The 21262-nt window shown below is 42.8% G+C and carries 16 protein-coding genes; 11 read left to right on the top strand and 5 right to left on the bottom strand.

Annotated elements, in window-relative coordinates; all coding sequences use genetic code 11:
- Positions 1-166 precede the first annotated feature (166 nt).
- The 6 genes from AC3WVG_RS01795 to ade all read left to right on the top strand — a co-directional run bounded on the left by AC3WVG_RS01795 (position 167) and on the right by ade (position 9313).
- Positions 167-979 carry a transposase gene (locus AC3WVG_RS01795; RefSeq protein ID WP_488796467.1) on the top strand — a complete coding sequence of 271 codons (813 nt, stop codon included), beginning with the start codon at positions 167-169 and terminating at the stop codon, positions 977-979.
- 225 nt (positions 980-1204) lie between these two features.
- Complete coding sequence (locus tag AC3WVG_RS01790; protein ID WP_488796466.1) at positions 1205-1660, top strand: hypothetical protein; 456 nt, start codon at positions 1205-1207, stop codon at positions 1658-1660.
- A gap of 731 nt (positions 1661-2391) precedes the next feature.
- Positions 2392-2709, top strand: a complete 318-nt coding sequence (locus AC3WVG_RS01785; RefSeq protein WP_488796465.1) for a NifB/NifX family molybdenum-iron cluster-binding protein — start codon at positions 2392-2394, stop codon at positions 2707-2709.
- A 1610-nt stretch (positions 2710-4319) separates the two neighbouring features.
- The gene (locus AC3WVG_RS01780) at positions 4320-6761 is read left to right on the top strand and encodes a methyl-accepting chemotaxis protein (RefSeq protein WP_488796464.1); all 2442 of its coding nucleotides are present in this window, start codon (positions 4320-4322) and stop codon (positions 6759-6761) included.
- 74 nt (positions 6762-6835) lie between these two features.
- The gene (locus AC3WVG_RS01775; RefSeq protein ID WP_488796463.1) at positions 6836-7312 is read left to right on the top strand and encodes a chemotaxis protein CheW; all 477 of its coding nucleotides are present in this window, start codon (positions 6836-6838) and stop codon (positions 7310-7312) included.
- A 288-nt stretch (positions 7313-7600) separates the two neighbouring features.
- Positions 7601-9313, top strand: a complete 1713-nt coding sequence (ade, locus tag AC3WVG_RS01770) for an adenine deaminase (protein ID WP_488796462.1) — start codon at positions 7601-7603, stop codon at positions 9311-9313.
- A 173-nt stretch (positions 9314-9486) separates the two neighbouring features.
- Here the strand turns inward: ade and AC3WVG_RS01765 are convergent, their stop codons facing one another.
- The 4 genes from AC3WVG_RS01765 to AC3WVG_RS01750 form a co-directional block, all read right to left on the bottom strand.
- The gene (locus AC3WVG_RS01765) at positions 9487-10467 is read right to left on the bottom strand and encodes an ABC transporter permease (protein ID WP_488796461.1); all 981 of its coding nucleotides are present in this window, start codon (positions 10465-10467) and stop codon (positions 9487-9489) included.
- A gap of 53 nt (positions 10468-10520) precedes the next feature.
- Positions 10521-11561 carry an ABC transporter permease gene (locus tag AC3WVG_RS01760; RefSeq protein ID WP_488796460.1) on the bottom strand — a complete coding sequence of 347 codons (1041 nt, stop codon included), beginning with the start codon at positions 11559-11561 and terminating at the stop codon, positions 10521-10523.
- Positions 11562-11807: 246 nt separating this feature from the next.
- Complete coding sequence (locus AC3WVG_RS01755) at positions 11808-13268, bottom strand: ABC transporter ATP-binding protein (RefSeq protein ID WP_488796459.1); 1461 nt, start codon at positions 13266-13268, stop codon at positions 11808-11810.
- A 110-nt stretch (positions 13269-13378) separates the two neighbouring features.
- Positions 13379-14581 carry a BMP family lipoprotein gene (locus AC3WVG_RS01750; RefSeq protein ID WP_488796458.1) on the bottom strand — a complete coding sequence of 401 codons (1203 nt, stop codon included), beginning with the start codon at positions 14579-14581 and terminating at the stop codon, positions 13379-13381.
- 875 nt (positions 14582-15456) lie between these two features.
- Between AC3WVG_RS01750 and AC3WVG_RS01745 the strand changes: the two genes are divergently transcribed.
- The 5 genes from AC3WVG_RS01745 (at position 15457) to AC3WVG_RS01725 (ending at position 18998) form a co-directional block, all read left to right on the top strand.
- Positions 15457-15891, top strand: coding sequence for a LexA family protein (locus AC3WVG_RS01745; RefSeq protein WP_488796457.1), 435 nt, complete (start codon positions 15457-15459; stop codon positions 15889-15891).
- 229 nt (positions 15892-16120) lie between these two features.
- Entirely contained in the window at positions 16121-17407 is a 1287-nt protein-coding gene (locus AC3WVG_RS01740) for a Y-family DNA polymerase (RefSeq protein ID WP_488796456.1), read from the top strand.
- 193 nt (positions 17408-17600) lie between these two features.
- The gene (locus AC3WVG_RS01735) at positions 17601-17738 is read left to right on the top strand and encodes a tautomerase family protein (protein ID WP_488796502.1); all 138 of its coding nucleotides are present in this window, start codon (positions 17601-17603) and stop codon (positions 17736-17738) included.
- A 271-nt stretch (positions 17739-18009) separates the two neighbouring features.
- Positions 18010-18351, top strand: coding sequence for an Mth938-like domain-containing protein (locus tag AC3WVG_RS01730; protein WP_488796455.1), 342 nt, complete (start codon positions 18010-18012; stop codon positions 18349-18351).
- 305 nt (positions 18352-18656) lie between these two features.
- Positions 18657-18998, top strand: coding sequence for a cupin domain-containing protein (locus AC3WVG_RS01725; RefSeq protein WP_488796454.1), 342 nt, complete (start codon positions 18657-18659; stop codon positions 18996-18998).
- 85 nt (positions 18999-19083) lie between these two features.
- Here the strand turns inward: AC3WVG_RS01725 and AC3WVG_RS01720 are convergent, their stop codons facing one another.
- Positions 19084-20811 (bottom strand): DEAD/DEAH box helicase, encoded by a 1728-nt coding sequence (locus AC3WVG_RS01720; protein WP_488796453.1) that lies wholly within the window; start codon positions 20809-20811, stop codon positions 19084-19086.
- Positions 20812-21262: the final 451 nt, after the last annotated feature.

The following is a 21262-nucleotide window of genomic DNA, read 5'->3' as shown; positions in this document are numbered from 1 at the left end:
CACCTCCCTTTCGACCAAAAAATAAGTGTCGCCCCTCGTGCAGGGGCGTGGATTGGAACAAAGGGACAGGCAGATAATGTTTGATATGGAGGTAGAGTTTTGAATGAATAAAGGGGCGGGGAAGAAGGATAAAAAAACAAGTTAGGATGTAAGAAGGAGGAAGAAGATGCCAAGAATAGCGAGATTTTTACGGGAGGATGCTCCTACTGTGTATCATGTTATTTCGCGATCTGCGCTTGGTGGTTTGCCCATGCAAAATTCTGACAAAAATTATCTGCTTGGTCTCATAAAAAAATGGAGTCAGATATTTTTTGTAGATGTGTTGGGATTTGCCATTATGGGCAATCATTTTCATTTGGTGGTACGGATGTATTCTGAAAGTGACGTATCAGATGAAGAGGTTAGAAAACGTTACATGCTATTATATGATTCAGAGCATGGTCCGGCAGAGATAGACCTGGCAAAGTTTAAGAAAAGGTTAACGAGTCTGTCATGGTATGTGAAGGAGATAAAGCAGGGGTTTACGCGGTATTACAACAGAAAGTACAAACGCCAGGGCTTTTTTTGGGGTGGGAGATTTAAGAGTCTGATTGTAGAAGATGGTCTCAGCCTTGTGAATTTACTGGCGTATATAGATTTAAATCCAATTCGTGCAGGAATTGTAAAGAGGCCTGAAGAATATCGTTGGTGTTCTCTTGGCCATCTTATTCAGAGCGGAAATAAGGATAAATTTCTGAGTTTGGATTTTGGGATGAAAGAATGGAATGAGTTCGATGAAAAGGAGATTGTCAGAAAATATCGGGAATTTGTGTATGAAAGGGGGGCTATTGACAGTGGAGAAGGCGCGGTACTTGATAAAGAAATTGTAGAAAAAGAGCGTAGGAAAGCTTTCAAACTAGGAAAAGTAGAGATATTCAGATACAGATGTCGTTATTTTACTGATGCTGGGGTATTAAGGAACAAAGGGACAGGCAGATAATGCTTAAATGTTTGATTGTCCTTTAATGGCCTTTTGGCCGCTAGTTCACGTTAGAGAGGAGTGGGTCAAAATTATTGACCGCTTCTGGCTCATTTTAATTGGCCATTAACAATTTACCCCCAAAACTCGCTCAAATGCTTTGACCATTGACAGGTTAGTATATTAATATGCTTGTCAATACATGATAATAGTCATGTAATTGATCAAAATGGAGAAAGCAGATTAATGTTATTGATAACAAAAGACCTAACAGTGCCCAGGAACTTACAAGTTTATGCTAAATACTCTACTGAATTTATTAATGAATTTGCTAATCCAACAGACAATATAATGATGGTGCAACCCAAACATCTTGTGCCTCTGGAGGAAACTGACTGGCCTGATAACGTAAAAGCTGAAATTGCCAAAATATTTAAAGAAATAGGCGTTCCAGAACCCATGAAGCAAAAACTTGTTGAGCCTTATGCCAAGGGTTTCGGAGGTGTAGTGGATGATTCAAAGGAATATAAACTTGAAAATGTAAACTGGGAGCTTGTTATTTATTATTTTAAATGGGAAGCCGCCACTTGGAGTTATAATACTAAAGAGATTGATAAGTTGGAAAAGGTGTGTATGGAAAAATATGGTTTTACTCCCTTTTGGCATTATGGTGTTTATGAAGACCCGTATAAAAGATATTAACTCATTCATTAAAGGTTCTGCCGGAAAGTAACAATATTCGCCGCGCTAATCAGTTTTCCGTTTGCCTGCCCATCAAAAACTCTTACCCTTCTCCGTCCATTCGAAACTGGTGGCAAAATAAATCAGAGTGTTACAAATACAATTGTGTATCCTTCATTAAGGTAAGGTACATTTTTGTAGTTTTTATTTTAAACAGGATATCTTGCTAAAGAATTAGGCGTTAGCGAAATGAGGTTAGAATCATTATAAAACAATTGGTTAAGTAATTTGAAGTTTTTTTGCGAAATTATAGGAAAAAATACGGCATGTTTTTTGTACTATATTTACCAACCAAGAGAAAAGGTGTTATTGTAAAGGAATCCTTGGCATGAAGAAGTGCATCCGATAGCTACACTTTGGGTAAGTAGTTGAGTAGGTGAGTGGTTGAGTAAGTAGGATGGTCAAAGAAAAAGGTCTTTGAGTGGTCGAACAGAGATTTCATTCAACATTCGACATTACATGTATGAACCCCTCAGGTGCCTGGTAGAAAAAAGAAAGATGATGAGAACTTCGCGAAAGTTGAGCAAAAGCAAAAGGCTCTATCTCAGTGACCTCAATGCCAATTTGAGATTTACAAAATAAAGGTGCAACTAGCGGATATATCCTCACCAAGAGGTGGCAAGAAAGAATCGTGTCAGGGATAGTGTTCCTACAAGGAGTAGATAATTTAATTTTAAGAAAGGAGATTTCCAATGGCCAAAACAAGAATAGCGGTAGTTTCAAAAGACGGCTCCAATGTGGACGAACATTTTGGCATGGCCAAACGTTTTTTGATCTATGACTGCAACGATGAAATGACTTTCGTTGAGGAAAGACCGACCGAGTCTCTTTCGGTGGGAGATCCTGAGCATCCTTTTGACCCTGAGAGATTTGGCCGGATAGCAGCCCAGTTAAAAGATTGCGTCAAAATCTATGTTACGAAAATAGGAGAAACCCCTGCAGCCAAATTAAAAGAATTGGGCATTGAAGCAGTAACCTACGAAGGGCCCATTACTGATATTCCAAAGTAGCATATCTCTGGGTGCGTTCTCAGTCTGCAGCGCCACCAAATTTTCTCCCACATGAGCCCGAATTACCTTTTTATGCTAAAATTTTTATTATTTCACAATTTTCCCACATTTGACGTGGTAGGTGCAGCTAGAGAGTGCGCCTCTCTAATTACGTCATTCTGAGCGAAGCGAAGAATCTGGTTCGCTACGTTGGAGATTCTTCGGTCGTTTCGTTCCCTCAGAATGACGAGTAGTGAAAATTTTTTTGAATTGGAGTAGTTAGCAGAAAAAAATCCCAGGTTTTCAATAAATGTGAACAAGGGGCGCATCCGCTATTTGTACTGATTTTTGAGAACCCTATATTTTGGCATTGTATCTGTTTTATTTTTTTTCGTTCATTAGCACTGTCGTAATTAAGTAATCAAACTTGTGCAGCTCCTCTGTGCAGCGGTAATAATCAAGAATCTGGTGGTAATCAGGGGAAAATTCTACTGCGGAATCCCATGTCCACTGACCATCCTCCTTACTCAACCACTCACCTATTCAACTACTCAACCAAAATACAGCCATTGGATGCACCCTGCTCCACGCCTGTCAATTGTCACCAAAATACCTACTTTTGGATTATCGAACAATTTTTTTATTTCCTAACCCTTTCCCTGGGTAAGCAAGGGATAAATCCAGAAATTTTTTTCTCAACTTTTGTAATTTATTTACAAAAATGGTTTTGTCGTCACTTTAGGTTACGAAATTGTATTCATAGAAGTAATATTCATACTGCTTAAATCTTCTGAAAGAAATCGAAATATCGCAATCTTATTCGAAAATATGCTTCTGTCAATGTGGTTATTGTCCGTAAACCTATCTGTATAGGACCAAGATTGATATGATAGAAGTATTATTTTTTCCATATAGTAATTTGATAAGAGATAATGAAAAATAATTTACTTATTGCTTTTCTCTGTAAAATTCTTTATTATTATTATGTATTTTAATCATAATCCAAAGAAGTAAGTAATGGATGCTCACTTTCTTTCAGCTGTCCTTGGCTTAACTTTGCCAAAGTTTAGCATGATGCGTCTGCAAAACTACATTTTTGCAGACTTTGTTCAAAGTTCAATGTTCAATGTTTTCCAACAGTTATGCGCTAAGAATTTTGTAAAAAAGTCAGTTTTTTGGTTTTTGCAGTAACATCTAGAGCATCCATTTGGCCGGATAGGTCTGCGTGGGGTGTATCCGAGTGCACTGACGCCTCCCCGGCTAACCTTTGAACTTCTCTCTCCCGCTTCCGTTGGTCGCTAAGAGCCAACGAGACACAGAGGTTTTTGCTGTTTGCCCGACTGGGCATACAGGGAGAAGGTTTTAAGGCCAGATTTATTAAGTAGCTGTAAGTTTTTATTTGACATAAAAAATACAAATATTTTTAGGTGCAAAATAAAATTTATTGTTTAATGTCTCAGGTATAGATTTTTTTTCTAATTTTTTAATACAATTAAAATAATAAAGGAGGTTTGTAATGATATTGAATTTAAAATAGAGATAAGAGTCAAAATATCTATGAAAATCTGGCCAGAATACGATCTGGTTTATATTTACCTTGTTTAACCTCAATATAAAATTGGGAGGTGAAAGTGAGTATAAAGTGGAGATTGTTGGGCACTATATTGGTAATGCTAGTCATTAGTTGTCTTATTGTTTTTACTTTAAGCTACAAAAAGGCTGAAACAGGTATGGATGTTTTGACTGAGGAGGCTAAGCAGGCTTTAACTCGGAGGGCTATGGATCAACTGGCTTCTATACGTGCGACAAAGGCTATGCATATTGAAGATTTATTTAAAACAATTGAAGGACAGGTGAGGACATTACCTAATGATAGAATGATTATAGATGCCTGTCAGAGTTTTAAGAGTGCTTTTATGATGTCTGCTATCCAATATTCTGACACAGAAATACAGCAGATGCGCCAGGAATTATCTGCTGACTACAGTGGACCAAATTATTTACAAAACACATTATTCAAACAGTATAGTTCTTTGATCCCTGATTATCACCCACGACCTGTTTCAAACTATATTCCATCCGATAATAACGCATTAATATTGCAATATTTTTATATCTATAAAAATCCTCATCCGATTGGAGAAAAGCACCGTTTAGACAAGGTAAAAGCAGATTTTCTATACAATAATGTTCATGAAGAGTTCCATCCAGCTATTCGTAAATTTTTGGAAACCTTTAATTATTACGATATATTTATAATAGACCCTAATAACGGAAATATTGTCTATTCAGTGCTCAAAAGAAGGGATTTTGCTACTTCTTTGCTTACAGGTCCATATAAAGACAGCAATCTTGCTCAATGTTTTCGTGAAGCCAGAGACGCTGGTTTAAAGGGAGATAAGGATTTTGTAAGTATTGTTGATTTCGTGTCGTACGAACCAGCTTATAATGCCCCGGCAGCATTTGTTGCTTCGCCTATTTTTGACGGTAATGATTTTATTGGCGTGATGGCTTTTCAGATGCCCACTGATGAGATTAGTCGGATTATGCTTTCTGATAAGAATTGGGAAGAGATTGGTTTGGGCAAGACAGGTGAAACATATCTTGTTGGTCCAGATTATAAAATGCGTTCCCCATCCCGATTTAATGATAATTCATTGATGAAAATAGAGGTGCGTACGGAATCTGTACAAAAGGCACTCAGTGGTCAAACAGGTGTAGGTATTATAAAAAATTATCGAGGTGAGGAAGTACTTTCTGCCTGGCAGCCGTTAAATATTTCTGGTTTGAAATACGTACTCCTGGCAGAGATAGATACCAAGGAGGCTTTAGGTGCTGTTCAAATGATGAACAAGATAGCTAAAGAAAAGACTTCCTCTATATTACGATCAAACATGGTAATTTTAAGCGTTGTTTTAATTTTGGCATGTGGCATAATGTTTTGGGTAATCCTGCGAATCACCAGGCCTTTGATGAAAGTAACCGAATTCGCCAGGCGGGTTGCAGGTGGGGATCTGGATACCACTCTGACAGAACGTTTTCCTGGAGAGCTGGAGACATTAAAAGAGGCAATCGTGACCATGATTGATATACTTAAAAAGAAAATTTCCGAGGCCACAAAAATGAGCGAACAAAGTAAAAAGGAAGCTGAGCGGGCCCAAAAAGCCTTTCAGGAGGCAGAAGAAGCTAGGTCTCGTGCAGAGGCAGCCAGAAAAGAGGGGTTACTTGAAGCAGCTAAAAAGCTTGAAAAGGTAGTGGAAGCCCTGGTGTCGTCATCAGAAAAGCTTTTGTCACATTCTGAGCAAGTGGAAGAAGGGGCCCAGAACCAGAAGGCGCGAACAGAAGAGACAGCCACAGCCATGGAAGAAATGAATGCCACTGTCCTGGAGGTGGCTAAAAATGCATCCCATGTTGCTGAGGAGACCGAACAGGCGAAAAACAAGGCTGAATCAGGAGCCCAAATCGTCGAGCAAGCAGTTGAGGCCATAAACAGGATTAATGAGTTGACAGAACAGTTGAAGGAGAACATGGGGAGATTAAAAGATAAAGCAGGGGGTATTTCCCAGGTAATGACAGTGATTTCAGATATTGCGGATCAGACTAATCTTTTGGCCTTGAATGCAGCGATTGAGGCCGCAAGAGCCGGTGAGGCTGGACGCGGTTTTGCAGTGGTTGCTGATGAAGTACGCAAGTTAGCAGAAAAGACCATGGAAGCAACGCAGGATGTTGGCCAGGCTATCTCTGAGATTCAGTCAGAAGTAGAAAAGAATGTTACAGAGATGAGTGAAGTAGCCGGTTCAGTACAGAAGGGGACTGAATTGGCAGGAGAGTCCAGGACAGCTTTGCAAGAAATAGTTACCCTGGTTATCTCTGTAACAGATCAGATCAGGGCGATAGCCACGGCTTCGGAAGAACAATCAACAGCCAGTGAAGAAATAAGCAGGGCGGTGGAAGATATTAAACAAATTTCAGAGGAAACCTTTCAAAATGTTGGCGATACTAAAAAGGAGATAAATAATCTGGTGCACTTGTCCGAGGAATTAAAAAGATTAATTGATGAGTTGGCGAAATAAAGAAGATAAGAGGCGAAGGGCTTAAAATATAGATTAACTAATTAACTATTAGTTATCGTAGTGGGGGGAATGCAATGGACAAAAAAACAAAAGAGAAAGACGTAGAATTGTTGCAATTGGTTACCTTCAGGATAGGAGAAGAGGAATTCGGTGTGGATATTTTGCGGGTGCAGGAGATTATTCGCATGCTGGAGATCACAAGAGTGCCAAAAGCCCCTGATTTTGTGGAAGGAGTAATTAATCTGAGAGGGAAAGTGATTCCTATTATTGATTTACGTAAAAGATTTGGTCTGACAATAAAAGATCATGACAAGCACACGCGTATAATTGTTGTTGAAATAAACGACATGGTAGTTGGCTTTGTGGTGGATGCAGTATCAGAGGTATTGCGCATTCCAGCAGATATAGTTGAACCTCCTCCTCCAGTGGTTGCTGGTGTAGATTCCGAATATATAAGCGGGGTGGGAAAGCTTGAGGACAGGCTTTTGATTTTGCTGGATTTGAATCGGTTGCTGAACCGGGAAGAACAGGAAGTGTTAGCGGAAGTATAAAACGTCTCGCTTTGGCGTGATATTGTTTGTATGACCTTATTGATTTTAGCTGTCCGCGGCAGTTACGGCCAGTCCCTGCTGTTATTTTATTCGTTCATAGAAAAAATATGATCATACCATTCGGAAATTGGATTTAGAAACTTTGAGGTCAAGGCCTTGATTGTTGAATTGTTTTGACATTAGATGCTCATGCGAAAATTACGGGTTTGTATGATTTTAATAAAAATATTGAATTATCTTATTTGGTTAGTTTGAGAAACCTTTTACCTGAATCATAAGGCCATGACCATGCAGTTAAAAGATATCATCCGGTACAGTCGAGGCGAGCAAAAAGCGGATTTGCTGCTTAAGAATGGGCAGGTCGTCAACGTGTTTACCGGAGAAATAGTCCGGGCTGACATGGCAGTTGCCGGCGGCCTGATCATTGGCGTCGGGGAAGGTTACAGTGCTCTTGAGACAATCGATCTGGACGGAAGGTTCGTCTGTCCGGGATTTATAGACGGCCACTTGCACATAGAGAGCACCATGCTCACTCCTTACCAGTTTGCCCGCGCCGTTCTTCCTCATGGCACTACCACTGTTATTTGCGATCCCCATGAAATTGCCAATGTCCTTGGGACCTCCGGTGTCCGTTACATGCTGGAGGCAAGTGAGGGTCTGCCAATAAGCATCTTTATTATGGCGCCGTCATGTGTGCCGGCCACTCACCTGGAGACAGCAGGAGCAACCCTTTCTTCTGATAACATTGCCACGCTACTGGACCATCCGCGTGTATTGGGGCTGGCCGAGATGATGAATTTTCCAGGTGTCCTTTTGCAGATTCCTGAAGTCCTGGCAAAACTGGAGGTAGCAAGGGAGCGTGGGATGCCGGTGGACGGCCATTCACCCGGATTAACCGGGCGCGACCTGCAGGCGTATGTTGCTGCCGGAATTACTTCGGATCATGAATGTACCAGGCCGGAAGAAGCCCTGGAAAAGCTGCGTGCAGGAATGTATCTCTTTATCAGAGAGGGCACTGCCGAACGTAACCTGGCTGATTTGCTGCCTGTTGTCACTGCTGAAAACTCGCGCCGCTGTATTCTTGTGTCCGATGATCGGCATCCTGATGACCTGATGGAGCGTGGACACATGGACTATTCAATCCGCCTGGCAGTACGTAAGGGGCTTAATCCTGTGACAGCTATCCGGATGGTCACGCTAAATCCTGCGGAAAGGTTTCGTCTGTGGGATAGGGGAGCCATAGCGCCTGGTTATCGCGCTGACATGGTAATCTTGAACAACCTGGAAGATATGCAGGTGGAAAAGGTTTTTACAGGCGGCCAGCTCGTAGCTGAGCAGGGTAAAACATTACCTTTTAGTCAGCCTGAAACCGTGTCCGTGGTCAATTCAATGAGAATAGATATGCACAGCCTGGATTTTGCCATTCCTGCCAAGGGCAGCTCTGTACGCGTCATTGGTGTGATAGAAGGCCAGATCGTGACTGAAATGCTGGAGCTGCCGGTTAAGCTGCAGGATAACATGGCCGTGGCAGATGTAGAGCGGGATATCCTGAAACTGGCAGTAATAGAGCGCCATAAGGGCACAGGCAACGTAGGGCTTGGTTTTGTCAGGGGGATAGGGCTGCGTAGCGGCGCAATTGCAAGCACGGTTGCCCATGACTCGCACAACCTCATCATAGTCGGAACCAATGATGCCGATATGAAACTTGCTGCCATTAGTGTGGCAGAGATGGGTGGCGGTCTTGTCGCAGTGGACAATGGTCAGGTCAAAGCCCGACTGCCACTGCCTGTGGCAGGTCTCATGTCAGAAGAACCTTTGGAGAGCGTACGTAAAGAAATGGATAGGCTGCTTTCGGTTGCCAGAGAGATGGGCAGTCCCCTTGATAACCCGTTTATGACACTCAGCTTTCTGGCCCTGCCTGTTATCCCGGCACTGAAACTGACTGACAGGGGACTGGTAGATGTCAATAAATTTGACTTTGCGGAGCTGTTTGTCTCCTAAGTATGGTAAATAGTTTGGTATATGCAAACGGGCGTATGCAATACGCCCGTACAGTTCTTATCTTTCCAACTTCCCAGCCAGTTATATCCCCATTAACCCAACTATTCATCCACCCAGTAAACCCTTTTTTAACCTCTTTACCCACTCAACCACTTACCAACTCAACCACTCAACTATTCTTTATGGTATGTTTTACCTAAAGATGCCGGCGGGTTGACTTGTAGAAAGCGGACCAGTGGACGAAGCAAGGGGTGTGCCTCTAGCCATTCATTAACTGCTTTTCGGCGGGACAAATGGATCAGTACAAGAATAAAGATCATCAATGGAAATGGGGCTACCTGGAAAACTTGAGCTGGTATAGATGGCCACCAACTCTGAAACACGATTCCCATAATCTGGAGAAATCCGAAAAAGTAAGCGCCAAAGGCGACCTTGAGGGGGTCCCAGCCGCCAAAAATCACGATCGCCAGGGCTATCCATCCGATTCCTTCTGCACCCTGAGGACGGCCCCATCCCGGTTTTACACTGAGTGAATAAAGTGCTCCGGCTATTCCTACCAGAAAGCCTCCCAGTATGGCGTAACCGAATTGTATTTTTCTTACGGAAAACCCTCTGGTGTAAGCTGCCCTGGGATTTTCTCCTATGGAGCGCAGCTTTAGTCCCCAGTTGGTTCGGTAAAAATAAAACCAGGTGGCTATGATGCATGCATAGCTTAAGTAAACCATGATGTTGTGTTGAAAAAGGATGTTCCCTATGACGGGGATCTTCTCCAGGATGGGCAAAGGCAGATGGGAGAGCTGGGGCCCCTGGATTCGGGTGTATGAGTTTCCCAGAAAATAGGCCAAGTCTTTACACATTAATGTTAATACAAAACCAACTGCCACCTGGGAAAGCCCCCAAAACAAGCTCGTAAAAGCTACTATCGTAGCAACTAGTGCTCCAACTATTCCTCCTGCCAGAAACCCCCACATCAAGTTCTGGGTTTCATAGGCAACAGCAAAAGATACCATAGCTGAAAGCAATATTGTCCCATCAAGAGACAAGTTGATAATTCCAACTCGTTCTGTGAAAGTCTCCCCCAGGGTGGCAAATACCAGGGGAGCTGCTCCACTCACTACACTGGCCATCAAAATAGAAAGGCTAAAATCCATCATTTTTTGTGTTGTTGTTAGTTGTTAGTGTTAGTTTTAGAAAACTCTTACCTTATTTACCCCTTATTCCTTAATCGCCAGCGATAAGCACATAAAAATGCAAGAACGCATATACCCTGAATAACGCCGCTCAGAGATGAATCGATCTTGAGCATTAAAGGCAACTGGATACTTCCTACGTTTAAGCAGCCAAAAAAGAAGGCGATGAAAGGAATGGGCTTCCATTTATAGTTGGCCAACATTACTACCAGCAGGGACAAATAACCGTAGTTGCTTGATATGGAAGGTATAAGGCGGTGGTAGACTCCTGTTACCTGAAAATAGCCGGCGCAACCGGCCATGATGCCGGCCAAAGACATGGCAAGGAGGGTGTAACGCTGAGGAGACAGCCCAAAGAGCGTACCGGCAATGGGATTGTTTCCAACAGCCCTGAAAAAAAGCCCCCATCTTGTATATTTATGGATAATAACCGTGGCTATAAAAAGAATAACTGTGATTGCAAGGGCTATAGGTGATATACGTAGACTCTGCAGGGTGGGGAGCCAGAGGGAGTAGTCAAAAGGTTCTGTCCCGCTCATGGAAGCAATACCGGGCCTTTTCCATGGCCCAAAAATCAGCCAGAGGATCAGCCCCTGCGCGACAAAATTGAGCCCTAGCCCGGCAAAAATTTCATTTACCCCGCCTTTTGTTTTGAGAATACCGGCAAACAGGGCCCACAAGGCTCCAAGGAACATTGCGAAAACAAAAGCCGCGATTAGACATAGAGAAGGCGCGAAATAGGGGCTTAACCATTTTAACATGGCTGTAGCGCCCACAGCGCCGAGCATTACCTGTCCTTCTATACCAATATTCCATAATTTCATGGAAAAAGTGTAAAGCAGACCACACGAGCAGAGAGTCAAGGGTATCCAGACCTGTAAAACCCTGGTTATCTTATTCCACGACCCCAACGAACCCTTGATTAACAGAAGGTATGCTTCTAATGGCGGCGTACCCGTGGCGAGAAGAAGCAATGTGGTAAATACAATTACAATTGAAATGGTAACAAACCATCTTGACGCAACTGCAAAAATTCTTTTTTTCAATTCGTGTCCCATTTTTGAGTCCTGGATTCTGAGTTGGTGGGGCTTGTCGACTTTTTACCCACTCAACCTTTTTACCTTTTAATCTTAACCTCTTGGCGTATGTAATGCACCACTACAGTTCTTATTTTCTTAATTTCCCAGCCAGTTATTCCCCCATTAACCCATCCACTCATCCACCCATTAACCCTTTTTTTAACCTCTTTACCCACTTACCTACTCACCCACTCACCTACTTACCTACTCAACTACTCACCCATTTTATCCTTTACCTGCTATAGCCTTTGTGACTTCTTCTAAAGTAATTTCATTTAATGGTGCGTTTAAAACAATACGTCCATTAAAAAAGACAACTATCCTGTCGGCTACGGAAAATATTTCATCAAGTTCGGCAGAACTGAATATAAGCGCGGCCTTGTCTTCACAATAACCTTTTAAATGGTCCCAAACCCACAAAGCAGATTCCATATCTAGCCCTCTTGTGGGCTGCTCAAGCAGAAGCAACTTGGTAGATGAAGGAATTAATGAGAGTAACAAGCGCTGCTGGTTGCCACCGGATAACGCTGATGCTTTGTCGTATGCTGTTCCTTTGATACGAAAATGTTTTATAAGTTGGTTGCTTGTTTGGTGAACTAACCTCCAGGGAACAAAGAAAGAGTCCTTATGAAAGGCAATGGCATAGTGTTCCGCGAGCGATAGATCGGCAAATAACCCTTCTTCTAGTCTTGAAGAGGGCAGGAAACATATTCCCTGTTTACGCAAAAAAGCATGATTTTTTCCGGTAATGTCTTTATCATTTAATAAAATACGCCCTTTTGCAGGGGAAACCAGGCCTGCAGCGAGACGTAGAAAGACTTCCTGTCCGCTTCCCTCAAGGCCGGCAAGACCGACTATCTCGCCTTGTCTAACTTCAAGTGAGCAGTCATGGAGGCCAGATCTGCCCCCGGAGGCGGAAACATTTTCAAGTACCATAAAGGTAGAGCCGGTTTTGGAGCAGGATGGAGTCTGGGCGGGAGGCCTAGAGCCAAACATGAGGGTGAGCAGTTTGGAAGTATCAAAGGGAGCCTCCATTTCTCCGGCCACACGTCCTTCCCTCAATATTGTTACCCTGTGGCAGAGAGCCTCGATATCTTCCAGCTTATGGGATACGATGATTATGGATTTTCCTGATCCAGCCAGGCGTTTTAATGCATTGAAAAGTACCCCTTTTTGTTCTGAAGAGATGCCTGTCGTTGGCTCATCAAGAATTAAGACTTCGACGCCGATCGCAAGCAGCCTGATAATCTCGAGTTGCTGTCGTTCTCCTACAGTGAGCCCGGACACGGGAGTTTCGAGGTTAATCTTAAAACCCAATTCGCCGGCTGTTTTTTCAAAGAGTGTTTTGTAATGATGTCGGTTTATATGCCAGGAGCTGTTAAGGCCCAGGATAAAATTGTCCAGAACGGTCATGGAGGGAAAATCCTGGGGATCCTGATAAAGCATGCCAATGCCTAAAGATGTTGCCTCTGCAGGAGAGCTGTAGTCGACTTCTTTGCCATTTATAAAGATCTGGCCTTTTGATTTGGAAGTAAAACCAGCCAGAATTTTCATCAGAGTGCTTTTGCCGGCACCGTTTTCACCTAAAATACCATGAATAGAATGGGACTGTATCGTGATATTGATTTCCCGGTTGGCATGTACCGGACCGTAATATTTGTGGATGTTTTTAAGTTTTATTTCCATGATTATAAAGGGATAAGGGGTAGGAGGGGTAAGGGGTAGAAGGAGTAGGAAGCATAAAAATCTTCAGTGTTCACCACTTAATCCTTATCCCTTACCCCTTAATCCTCCTTTTATTTCGCACTACTAGGACCTTCCATGCCTTTTAGAAGCTGTTTCATGTACCAGATTTGCTTATCTGTAGCCACTTCTCCGGGTTTGAGAAACACGGAACCGTCCTGATAATAGAGTGGGCCTTTAAAGAGTTGGATTTCACCTGAAGCCAGCCCATGCTGGAACTTTTCCAGGGCTTCTTTTGTTTCAGGGGACAAAGCTGAGCCAGGCAAAAACCCTATTGAGCTGGTATCAGGATCATTGATATCTTCCCAGTCAGGACCTAGCCACAGCCATTCTTGTTTCCATTTTCCTTCTTTCGCGGCCTCAACAAAGTGTTTGTAGCCAGGTTTCCAGTTGAAGTAAGGGACTCCCAGGCATGCTTCACTGCCTTCTTCACATGACCCTTTGTAATCATAGGGAATAGCCCATACTTCTTTTCCCTGTTTACGTTTTTGCTGTGCAACTACAATGGCCTCTGTTGTATCTATGCCTGATATAACCACGTCAAAACCACTGTTGAAGAAATTTTGGGTTACCTGGGTCGGATCAGCAGTAATACCTGGAATATTGAACCAGAAACCAATCCAGGTTACCTGGAAACGAAGGTCTTTGGGGTCTTTATGAAGAACATGTTCCCATGCATACCTTGCACCAAGGTATGCAGATACAGCCAGACGACGTGTTTCATCATTGATTAGGGGCCCTAAATATCCAATTTTACCCGTTTTAGTAGTGAGGGCTGCTACAAAACCAGCCATCATTTTGCCGTATTCCATACGCCCCATCAAATTGGAGAGATTTTTCGGTGCTTTTCCAGACAGAGCGTCGTCGCCGGATATATGGATGAAATAAGTATCAGGATGCTGGAGTGCTGCTTCCCGAATGCCGTCTTTCATGTCATCTGAATTGGCAATAATTAAGCGGGCACCTTGGGACACCAGTTCGTCAACCAATTGAGGTACGGTTACCCCCGGGCGATCAGCAGGATTTACTTTATCGATGTAAATCATTTTTACCTGCTTCATCTCTTTCTGAATGGCCTCGCCAGCCTCAAAGTGAGCCTGGCTCCATCCGTGATCATTGTAAGGGCCAACCAGTAACAGGCCAAAAGTAAAAGGTTCAGATGAAGCAGCCCTGCCCGGACTTACTCCCAAAATTGTCGTTAAAACAAACGCTGACGCTAAAATAATCCCTAGCCACCTTTGCGTCTTCATAAACATTTGATACCTCCTTTGTGGAAAATTTTTTTCTTTGGCCTACTAAAGAGTCTGTGGTCAAATCCTATTTTAACCCCTGATTGAAAGTCTTGGTTTCTGAAATGCTGGTACCAAGACTGGAATAAATCATAGAAATTTAGTTGATAAAAAGGTTTGGGCATAGACTCTAAAAAAGCATACCTGATCACAGGGAAAATGTCTTTAGTAATCCCGTACCTATTTTTTAGTCAGGACTTTATTAAAATTTGACGTCACAAAGTATAAAGATGCTCATCAAAATTTTCCCTCGAGTTAGTGCGGGAGAGCGGGCGTGAGATTATTAACCCTGTGATTGATTACAAAAAAAAGGAAAAAACAAACAATACGCCACTGCTTATTTTTTTGCAGTGGCGTTAGCCAACGGGTTTTTTGCTCAAAAAGGTTAAGAGGTCAAGATACCAAAATATTAAAAACTAAAAATTTTTCTGTATAAATTCAAGCGACCAGCCCAGCTTGCGGCCCTTGGGAAGACGGGCTATATTCTTCTCAGAGCCTATGGCCAAACCTTTTTATCAACTAAATTTCCAAGGTTTATTTCAGTCTTGGTTTATTTCATGCTGGTACAAAGACTCGGACCCATCTAAAACTTGCTTGCGGACAGAGCATAATGGGATACTTTGGGCAAACAAATATTCTTTTTATTATCGAAAGTTATGGTCAATGTCGCAAAATGTTTAGCCTATTTCTCCCGATGCTCTGTTTTTCCACAAGCTTCGCCAACATGGGTTACCCAAGCCGTTTGTAATGCATTTCATAAACCAAGACTTTCAATCAGCGGTTAAAATAGGGTTTAGCCACAGACTCCTCATCTCGTGTCCATGGAGTTTAAAGGAAGGGCAATGAAAGTTTTAAAGAGTGAAATCAAAGGCTTTGAACAACGAACAAGCTTAGAACTGCCTCTATATTTATCTCAGATTCCTGCGGGGTTTCCTTCACCAGCCGACGACTATATTGATAAAAATTTAGATTTAAACGAATTTTTAATAAAACATCCGGCAGCCACATTCTTCGTCCGCGCCTATGGCGATTCCATGCGCGATGCAGGCATTCATTCGGGCGATATTCTCATTGTAGACAGGGCCCTGGAACCCAGAAACAACTCTATTGTTGTCGCTGTTGTAAACGGAGAGCTGACGGTTAAGCGCTTGTACCAAAAAGAAAACAAGCTTTACCTGATGCCGGACAATCCCAGGTATAAACCTCTGGAAATTACAGAAGATATGGATTTTGAGGTCTGGGGAGTAGTGACCAATGTCATTCATCCTCTTAAGTAGTTGAGTGGTTGAGTAGGTAAGTAGGTAAAAAGGGTTAATGGGTGGATGAGTAGATGGGTTAATGAGGGAATAACTAGCTGGAGAATTGGGAAGATAAGAACTGTAGGGGCGTATTGCATACGCCCAGAGGTTAAGATGTTAAATAGCCGAGTGGGTGAGAGATTTTAAAATAATTCAAAATTTAACATTTCATACAAAAACTGTGTTTTTGCATGGGCAGGGTAGGGGTATGCACTCCTTTTATGCTTTAGTGGATTGTAACAATTTTTATGTCTCTTGCGAGAAAGTCTTTAATCCCCGGCTTCGAAAGCGGCCGGTCGTGGTCTTGTCCAACAATGATGGTTGTGTCGTGGCCCGTTCAGAAGAGGCCAAGGCCCTGGGTATTGGCATGGGCGAACCATATTTCCAGTGTAAAGCTCTTTTGCAAAGGCATGGAGGAGTGGCCCTATCTTCTAATTATACCCTGTATGCAGATATGTCCGCCCGGGTAATGGATGTCTTGTCTACTTTTGTTCCTGACGTGGAAATTTACTCCATAGACGAGGCCTTTTTATTTTTTCCCCACGCTGCCGCCGCTATTGCTAAGTATGACAATCCCGGGCAGTTGGGGCAGGAAATAAGAAAAAAAGTAAAGAAGTGGACAGGTATCCCTGTATCCATAGGCATTGCCAAAACCAAGACCTTGGCCAAAATAGCCAATCGCATCGCCAAAAAATCCCCTTATCTTCAAGGAGTTTTTGTCTTACAAGAACAAAAGGGTATCGAGAGGGCCCTGAAGCAGATAAAAATAGAGGATGTTTGGGGAATAGGCCGCAATTACTCCAAATTCCTACGCTCCAGAGGAGTTTTTACTGCTTTTGATTTTGTCTGCCTGGAAAGAGATTTCGTCCAAAAACACCTTACCGTGCGCGGAGTCTCTACTTTTTTAGAGTTAAAAGGTATCCCGTGTTTTGACCTGGAAGTAGAGGAAAAAAAACCTGAAAGTATTATTACTTCCCGCTCTTTTGCCAAGGAAGTATATTCTTTGACTGATCTCAAGCAGGCCATTGCTACCTTTATTCATGTCGGGGCGCAAAAATTGCGTCAAAAAAAATTGCTCGCCTCTTATGTCCATGTTTTTTTAAAGTCCAACCGTTTCAAAAAAAACTATTATTCTCGGCACAGTGCGTTGAAGCTTATGCCTTCTACTAATTACACCCCGTTTTTAATTCAAAAAGCCCACCTTGTTCTGGAGAAGATTTATTCTCCGGACCATGGTTATAAAAAAGCCGGAGTCATGTTCACGGGTCTTGAGCCGCAAGAAGAACGCAGGCTTACCTTTTTTGAGCTGGATAAAAACAAGAGGCAAAAACAGGAACGATTGATGCACGTTATGGACAGGATAAATGCCAAGTGGGGAAAGGGCACTTTGACGGTAGCAGCTACCGGCCTGGAAAAGAAATGTTTTTCCCGCCGCTCCCACAGATCACCCGCCTATACGACAAAATGGGAGGACTTGCCTGTTGTCAGGGCATAAAGAAAATGGCGTGGTCAAGAATGTTTTTTAAAATAATGTGACGCCACTGCAAGAGACCACTTTTTAAAATTTTCAGCAAAATTTCCAATAACTCTAATGAGGGAAAAAATGCCAATAGTATCAATCAAAATTGCAAAAGGGCGCTCAATTGAGCAAAAACGGAAACTTGTTTGTAAAGGCTATAACAGATTCTGTGGTTTCAACGCTAGGTGTTAAACCGGAATGGGTCTCAGTTTTGATAGAAGAATTTGATCGAGAGAATTGGTCAACTGGCGGTGAGTTACATAGTGATAAGTTTGGTTCTGGTCGTGGGTGTTCAGGAACAAAATGATTTAAAAAGAATACAGAGAATCACATAATAAGCGCATGAACACGGATTTGAAGCTGTTTTGTTTCGGTCTTATTTCGGGTTGTTTTGGGAACTGTCTGGTCAGGCTAGATAGAGAGGCGGCCTCCCGATCCCGCTATAGGACCTAGTAGAACAATAGAGTCTGTGGCCAACCCCCATTTTTTTGACTATCAGATTAGAAATCAGTATTGAAAAAATATGAAAAATTGTCCTCTTAAGTAAGGGTTTGGCTACAGACTCTATAGGAGAAAATATGATAGAAAAATATTCTTTTGGACAGATGGTTATAGCTGGTAAAAAATATACAACCGATCTGAAAATCATCAAAGGCCAAGTTGTGCCTAACTGGTGGCGCAAGAAGGGTCATCGAGTCTTTTTAGAAGATATCGAGGACATCATCCAGGCTAACCCACGGGTCATCGTTATTGGCAAGGGCAAGCCAGGCCTTTTGCAAGTGGATGACAGTTTGAAAAAATTCTTGGAAAAACAAGGTATTTCTTTGATTGAACAAAAGACAGCCCAGGCCGTCCTGACCTTTAATGAACTTTATCAGCAAAAAGAACCGGTAGCAGCCGGCTTCCATTTAACTTGTTAACTTACTAAGTCTGCCAAGAATCTCATCCACCGTATGTAACGAGTTCTTTAAAAATAATCTCTCGCCCGCTCACTTCGTTCCCTTGAGGCATTTACCTTGTTAAATGTTAGCAATGCCAGCCCAGCTCAGCTGGATTTAACAGGGCAGGGAGACGTCAGTGCACCTGTCGGATACCCTCAACTCAGAATGACATGATGATAATTGACGGATTCCTGCTCGCTGCAAGGATGTTGATTGAAAGCTCCATCAGTTAATGTTATAAAATCGTCTCTTTAGCTGACAAAAAGCGAATAGGAGGACTAATTATGGCCAAGTTTATGAAAAAAGAGAAAATAACCTTTGAGGATCACCCAAAATTTGAGGGTGTAAAGATTGCCAAGCTAGTAAGCAGCCAGGACACGGATACCGTGAGCGTGTCCATGTTGGAGATATCTCCTGACACGGAAATCCCAGTCCATACCCACGATCCCAATATTGATTCAGTTTATGTCTTAGAAGGGGAGGGTGAAGTTTTTACCGCCGGCAAATGGCAAAAATTAAGTGTTGGAGACTATATCTTCATACCTGCACAGGAGGAACACGGAGTCAAAAATACCGGCAAAGACATTTTAAAATTATTTGTTGTTCACAGCCCGCCATTCTTTTAGCGATTTTTTATCCACAGGTGAAACTTCGCCGGGACAACCATGTAGGCCCCGGCGAAATATCAGCCGTTACAAACTTAAAGCGGGACTATTTTCTCCGATTTTTTGGCATTCTGAATATTTTGCCCTGCTTGGTTCGGCTCTTACGTGGGGTATCTTTCGTATCTGACCTGCTTTCCGCAAATGGACAGAGATTTAAAGGCCGCGACCGGACCCGGACCTTTTTTAAAAATTTATACACGAATTTTGGCATTCCCGAGGCCAAGTCAACGGTGCTGAAATCATCATAGATCTTGATATGCCCGATGGCTTCTCCATCAATATTTGTTTCATTGGCAATAGCGCCAACAATATCGCCCGGTGTCACTCCATGCTCCCGGCCAACATCAATCCGGTATCGCTCCATGCCGGCTTCTGCCTGACCTGAATGTTTATTCTTTCCTTTATGAGCGGCTCTGTCCATTTTCTGAAAACTTTTTTTCTTTTCTGGCCGTTGTTTTTTCTCCTTGGGATGCAACGGATTTTCTCGTTGGAGCAAATAGGCTAATGCCGCAGCTATATCCCTGTCTTCCTTGTCCGATTCCTGGCTCAACTCTTCGACAAGGCGCCGAAAGAAATCCAGTTTCTGCGTGTTCACGGTATCTATTATCTGTTGCTTAAAACTTGCAATACGGCGTTTACTTATATCCTGTAATGTCGGCAAACCCATGGGACTTATTTTTTGCCTGGTGGCCCTTTCAATAGTCCGTAACATCCGCCTTTCTTGCGGGCTCAGGAATAAAATCGTTTTGCCGCTCTGACCGGCACGTGCAGTCCGACCAATGCGGTGTATGTAGGTTTCGCTATCGTATGGCATATCATAGTTTACCACATGACTGATACGCCTGACATCCAGTCCGCGAGCAGCCACATCAGTTGCAATCACGATATCCAGGGATTTATTTTTCAACTGTTCAATGGTCCGCTCACGCATGGCCTGACTCATATCCCCGTTTAATGTGCCACATGAATATCCTCTGGCCTTTAGTTGCTCGGCGACTTCCACTGTGGCTGTCCTGGTTCTGACAAAAACCAACATTGCATCGAAGTCCTCCACCTCAATAAGGCGGGCCAGAGCTTCGAATTTGCTTATACCGGCCACCTCCAAATATCGCTGTTCAATAGAATCAACAGTGGCGGTTTGGGTTTTGATTTTAACGGTTTTGGCGTTAGGCAGGTGACGCAAGGCAATGTCGCGTATTCCTTTGGGCATGGTTGCCGAAAAAAGAGCCATTTGCCGATTTTTCGGGGTTCTTTCCAAAATCCATTCTATATCCTCAAGGAACCCCATGTTCAACATCTCGTCCGCTTCATCCAGGACTAACGTACTGAGACCATTAAGGGATAAAGTATTGCGGCGAATGTGATCCATCACTCTGCCCGGAGTCCCCACGACAATATGGACTCCACGCCTAAGCTGTTGCAACTGGGGAACCATGCTTGCGCCGCCGTAAACGGACAACACCCGCAGTCCCTTGATATATTTGCCATAACTCTGAAAAGACTCACTGACCTGAATGGCCAGCTCACGGGTAGGGGTTAGAACCAAAACCTGTGGTTCGCGACAGGAGGTATCTATTTTGGTTAAAATGGGCAAAGCAAAGGCTGCGGTTTTGCCAGTACCGGTTTGAGCTTGGCCCAGGAGATTATGCCCCTCCATGAGTAGAGGGATAGTCTTTGCCTGAATAGGAGATGGGGCCTTGTAACCAATATGGTCAATGGCTTTGAGAAGGGGACCTGATATTCCCAACTCATCGAATGTTAAGGATAATGACATAATAATACTCGTTCCTTGCCTGAAGATATTTTAAATCTTTCAGGAGTTTTTTTGAAAGGTTGAAAAAAGTGTCCGACATTTTCCATACTGAGTCGGAACTAAAATATCTTTTAGATTGGGGTAATCTAAGAAAGAGAATGGATTGAATAAGTTGGTAAGAATTCTAATGAGGTCTTCCTGGATCAATTATTGTCTTTCGAATCAATTTCCCTATATGCCTATTGTTTGCTAGTCAAGCAAAATTATGTTTTTTGCCAAAATATAGCATGTTAAAGACCCCCCCATAAGGGTGCTTTGATTATTCTGGCTTTTTAGAGTCTGTGGCCAAACCTTTACTTAAGAGGAGAATTTTCATAATTTTTTTCAATCCTGATTTCTTTCATGCTGGTGCAAATACCTGGACCCATCTATAGTTTGCTTGCGGGCAGAGCATAATGGGGCATTTGGGATA

It is taken from the genome of Desulfovulcanus sp., assembly GCF_982781345.1.
The sequence above is the reverse complement of the archived record's forward strand: the minus strand, read 5'-3'. Positions and strand labels throughout refer to the sequence as shown.

Coding starts and splice junctions, on each gene's coding strand:
- AC3WVG_RS01720 (WP_488796453.1), bottom strand. CDS start 20,811: ATGTCATTATCCTTAACATTCGATGAGTTGGGAATATCAGGTCCCCTT.
- AC3WVG_RS01795 (WP_488796467.1), top strand. CDS start 167: ATGCCAAGAATAGCGAGATTTTTACGGGAGGATGCTCCTACTGTGTAT.
- AC3WVG_RS01725 (WP_488796454.1), top strand. CDS start 18,657: ATGGCCAAGTTTATGAAAAAAGAGAAAATAACCTTTGAGGATCACCCA.
- AC3WVG_RS01750 (WP_488796458.1), bottom strand. CDS start 14,581: ATGTTTATGAAGACGCAAAGGTGGCTAGGGATTATTTTAGCGTCAGCG.
- AC3WVG_RS01740 (WP_488796456.1), top strand. CDS start 16,121: ATGCACTCCTTTTATGCTTTAGTGGATTGTAACAATTTTTATGTCTCT.
- AC3WVG_RS01790 (WP_488796466.1), top strand. CDS start 1,205: ATGTTATTGATAACAAAAGACCTAACAGTGCCCAGGAACTTACAAGTT.
- AC3WVG_RS01755 (WP_488796459.1), bottom strand. CDS start 13,268: ATGGAAATAAAACTTAAAAACATCCACAAATATTACGGTCCGGTACAT.
- AC3WVG_RS01785 (WP_488796465.1), top strand. CDS start 2,392: ATGGCCAAAACAAGAATAGCGGTAGTTTCAAAAGACGGCTCCAATGTG.
- AC3WVG_RS01730 (WP_488796455.1), top strand. CDS start 18,010: ATGATAGAAAAATATTCTTTTGGACAGATGGTTATAGCTGGTAAAAAA.
- AC3WVG_RS01760 (WP_488796460.1), bottom strand. CDS start 11,561: ATGGGACACGAATTGAAAAAAAGAATTTTTGCAGTTGCGTCAAGATGG.
- AC3WVG_RS01765 (WP_488796461.1), bottom strand. CDS start 10,467: ATGATGGATTTTAGCCTTTCTATTTTGATGGCCAGTGTAGTGAGTGGA.
- AC3WVG_RS01745 (WP_488796457.1), top strand. CDS start 15,457: ATGAAAGTTTTAAAGAGTGAAATCAAAGGCTTTGAACAACGAACAAGC.
- AC3WVG_RS01775 (WP_488796463.1), top strand. CDS start 6,836: ATGGACAAAAAAACAAAAGAGAAAGACGTAGAATTGTTGCAATTGGTT.
- ade (WP_488796462.1), top strand. CDS start 7,601: ATGCAGTTAAAAGATATCATCCGGTACAGTCGAGGCGAGCAAAAAGCG.